The sequence below is a fragment of the Delftia sp. K82 genome, assembly GCF_002193035.1.
GTDB lineage: Bacteria > Pseudomonadota > Gammaproteobacteria > Burkholderiales > Burkholderiaceae_C > Comamonas > Comamonas acidovorans.
The window spans coordinates 25,545-29,240 of record NZ_MYFL01000011.1 but is presented as its reverse complement, the minus strand read 5'-3'; the positions used below and the strand labels follow the sequence as shown (position 1 = coordinate 29,240).

Annotated in this window: 3 protein-coding genes; 1 reads left to right on the top strand and 2 read right to left on the bottom strand. The window is 54.0% G+C overall.

The window, feature by feature from the left end; translation table 11 throughout:
- Window positions 1-640 precede the first annotated feature (640 nt).
- A complete protein-coding gene (locus KDK82_RS30915; protein ID WP_088167149.1) occupies window positions 641-1,954 on the top strand; it encodes a HEPN domain-containing protein in 1,314 nt (437 codons plus the stop codon).
- 297 nt (window positions 1,955-2,251) lie between these two features.
- On the opposite strand, the gene KDK82_RS30910 is transcribed toward KDK82_RS30915, so the two are convergent.
- Together KDK82_RS30910 and KDK82_RS32525 are read right to left on the bottom strand one after the other, a co-directional pair.
- Window positions 2,252-2,608: a hypothetical protein gene (locus KDK82_RS30910; RefSeq protein ID WP_143343590.1), complete on the bottom strand. Its 357-nt coding sequence runs from the start codon at window positions 2,606-2,608 to the stop codon at window positions 2,252-2,254.
- Window positions 2,601-3,128 (bottom strand): hypothetical protein, encoded by a 528-nt coding sequence (locus KDK82_RS32525; protein ID WP_143343589.1) that lies wholly within the window; start codon window positions 3,126-3,128, stop codon window positions 2,601-2,603. The genes KDK82_RS30910 and KDK82_RS32525 overlap by 8 nt, the downstream gene beginning before the upstream one ends.
- Between the last annotated feature and the right edge of the window lie 568 nt (window positions 3,129-3,696).

The window sequence follows — 3,696 nt, the reverse complement described above, 5'->3', positions numbered from 1 at the left end:
AATGTGTAGTGGCGTTCCGCAGTAGTGGCGTTCCGCAGGCGTTCCGCTGCGGAACGCCACTTAACACGCAGCGCATCACGCAGATAACTCGTTGATTTCTCGCGTCCTCGCAAGCCATGCGCCATTGATCTTTAGAGAGATGCGCCACTGTACTTTCGTCTGTACGGAAAACGCGCCACTGTACTTTAGATTTTTTGGCCATCAAGGCGGAGGAGCGAGCTATCGGCCGAGGCGCAAGCGCTCAGGACCGACGTGCGGCGGCGTCGCGGTTTGTCAAGGGCTCTTGTGTGGCATCTACTGACCTTGAGCCGAAGTTCGCAGGGGTCTCGTCAGACGACACTGCCGCAGAGCCGTCTTTCAACTGGGCAAGCGGGCATGGGTGAAATCCAGCGCACTGCGGGGATTTTCCTTCACCGATTTCGCCGAAAACGCAAGCCGCCCTTTGCTCATCGCGGATGCATATCCGCAATGCTACAGCGCACAATTTATCGGACAAACCAAGTCAAGTTCGATTGCCCGAGTGGTGCGTGAGCCTTTTGCTAAGCCGCATCAGAAAATATAGCGTAAGCTCGATCAATCGCGTACGCTCGGTAGACTCGTCTGGCGCAGTGAAATTGCTCAACCATCACAAGATCTGGAAATGCAAAATAACATATCGATCAACAAGGCTGCAGTTAGCCAGGCACTTCGCGCACCGCTAGAGGCTTATTACAAGGATGTGAGCGCAACTGGGTATGACGGTACTACCGAAAGGCCGGGTCGTTGGGATGAAGACGAAGCGCTCTTCAAGGCTCTCTATAAGTCGAAGTATGTTGCTCAGCATCTGGATTGGCTCTATGTACTCGATCTCATCTTCTCAGTCCTCGATAGCAATCAACCATTGAAAGCCACTGACTTTGCTGAAAAGCTGGAGGAACTAGTCATCGCGACCGCGCGCCAACGCGACTACCTTGCTATTTTCCCGTTGAGCTTCAGACCAATGTTTTCCTCCTTCCTCCCGGGCAAGGGGAAGTCCCTCATCAAGAAGAAAGTCATCGGAAAGTTTGCAGTTTCGCCCTCAGCGCCAACAACCGCAGAGCTTAACAAGATTACTGCTAGACACGGGTTTCCTAAGCTCTCCGAGTTAGACTTTCAGCACGCAATGTCGACCTCGAATAAGTCATTGAACCGTGACATGCTGGTGACTTTTGACGTGCATGGGGCAGAGGATCAGCTGCGCTTGAAAGCGCAGAGCGAATTCACCTATTTTCGTCGATTAGTAGAGGTGTTCGGTGTTCTCTTCGGGGATCAGCTCTCCGGTTTCGCACCTGCCACGTCTGTGAATCACTTTTTCCTGCTCAACAAAACTAGCGGTGAGCTTAGGCGTATCCCGACCATGGCACCATCGACTGTCGATCTCGCCATGAGCGGAGGCCTGTTTCAGGCGATTGGCCGTCCTGACTTCGATGCTTTCTTGGCGAAGATATCTTTCTCAATCGAGTCGATGTACGACCGAGTGAGGAATGCAATCAAGTTCTTTTCGATGGCATTAAACGCTAACGACCGCCTGTCGAGCTTTTTGTTCTACGTGATCTCAATGGAATCTATTTTCTCGCGAGACAAAAATAATCCCATCAAGGTAACTTTGGCTGATATGGGCGCCATGTTGTGCTTCCCGCCCGCGCAACGACTAGAAGCTCACCACAGAATTCGGAAAGCCTACGACCTCCGATCCGCCATAGTTCACAACGGAGCCTCGTCCGTCCCGGACAACGACGTGAAGCTAGCCAAATTGCTTGCAGCCCGAGCGATCTATGGCAGCCTCTTCTTGTGCCAGCAACTAGAGAGCGGACAGGGGAAGCTGGAGGATCGCTTCTTCAACTACTTGCGAGACCAGAAACTAGGCTTAGTCAAAGCCATGAAGCCGAGTAAACTCTGGAACCTTCCCGAAATTGTCGATATTGACGAAGAGTAAGCTCCCTCCAAAGGAAAGCTACCCGCTGGCGGCTCGTCAGTGAGTGGAATTGAGTTCCGTCTTTGGTAGCTTCGAGGATCGCAATCAGAGAGTGACCAGTTGTATAGATCTTGCGCCCCGAAGGGCTGCATTCACCGCCTGAAGCCGCCGCTTGAAAGCGTGCGGCGGCTGCCCGTTTCTGGCCGGTATCAGCTTTTGGCCGAGGGGTGCTCACGATCCTGATCGGACAGTCGGTAATGCGCTCTGACTTATTGAGAGTCAGGCGCTCAGCGGTAAAAGCCTTCGCATACCTTCCGCCTATAAGGGTTCGACAGTGATCTCGGAGGCATCGAAAACCATGTGCTTTTGGAGGGCGGGTGTCACGCGAATCTGGGCACCGTCACCGATAACGACGGCGACTTCGATGGGAAAGCTATTTAGTGTCAAAGCGCTTGCTTGGGCGAAATAGTTCTCTCTGTGCAGGTTGTTGAGTAATCGTACCCACTTGCATTCGACTCCAAATATAGTTTCACTTCCGTCGTCTTCGAGCCGGTTGGCAAGAATATCAATTACGTTTGATCCAAACCGCACGGACTCTCTCACCTCAAAGCCAGCTCTGATCAAGCTAAGCGCAACAAGAGACGTCGCGAATCGATCTGCACTACGCTCATCCATTGCCTTGTTCCTCATCAATGATCCCTTCCTGATGCCCCGGAGGGGCATTGAACGTCGCCGTTGAAAACTCAAAATGTGCCTTTACCTCTTCGTAGAGTGCTTGAAGTACCTTCACATCAGCAAGAGGCTTCGACGTTTTTATTCGAGAAATCCCTTTTTTCCTTCCGTTGTAGATTGGCTGGATGTAGATCTTCTCGTGATTGCATTCAGATGCATCTACCGCCGCGACATAGACAGGAGCTTTCATTGCTTGGGCTCGTGTGACTTCCTCTTGAGAGAACTCCGCGCGTACGGAACCGCCTTCAGGTTTGAGGCCGGTCGCTTTAACCTGCAAGAAAAAATAGGGACCAAAGGGATGTCCGTCTTCTTGAAGCCGCACTACAAAGTCGAGTAACTCCGCCTTTTCCCCAAGGTGGCACGGATCAAATATCGGGTGAGACCCGTCTTTTAACGGGCGCAAAAGCTGGCTTCCAATTGCGTACTCGCCGCGTTTCCCCAGTAAGGTGATCGTATCGGGCATGTTGTGTATACCGTTATCTGTCGATAAACATCAGAAGTTCTACGATACCAGAGCGGATAGCTCGCAAACCTAGCCGGCGCCCGCTCCTGGGCGACAGCTGTCCTTGTGCGAGGGCGAGCCTTTCTACGGAGTACTCAGCGCCCTCGGTGTCTCGCATAAGCCTCCCTGTAGCGGGCGGCATGGTGGCCGCGAAGTCCCCGGGAGCGCGTCACTCAGGCTCGATTTGAGCCATCCAAACGATGCTCACCCCTCATCGCGCCGGTGCGCCAGTGCGGTAGGGCGGCAGAGCACTCGAACCCGTTCCGCATTGATCATCGCCTGAGGCTTCGCTCCTCATCCGCGCCCGACCTGATCAGGCTCCCCCGTCATCGCGCCACGAAGGCGGAGCTTCCGTCCCTCTGACTCCATAGAGGTCGCCAGCCGAGGCTTCGGTCCTCGTTCGCGCCTGTTCTAGGGCAGTCCATCTGCACGGCTGGCTGATCTTGGGTGCGTTCAGCCCCATGGCCAGGGGCGCCCTCGATGCGACGTGAGGCCACAGCCTGCAACGCCGCATGGTGATGCAGCGCCA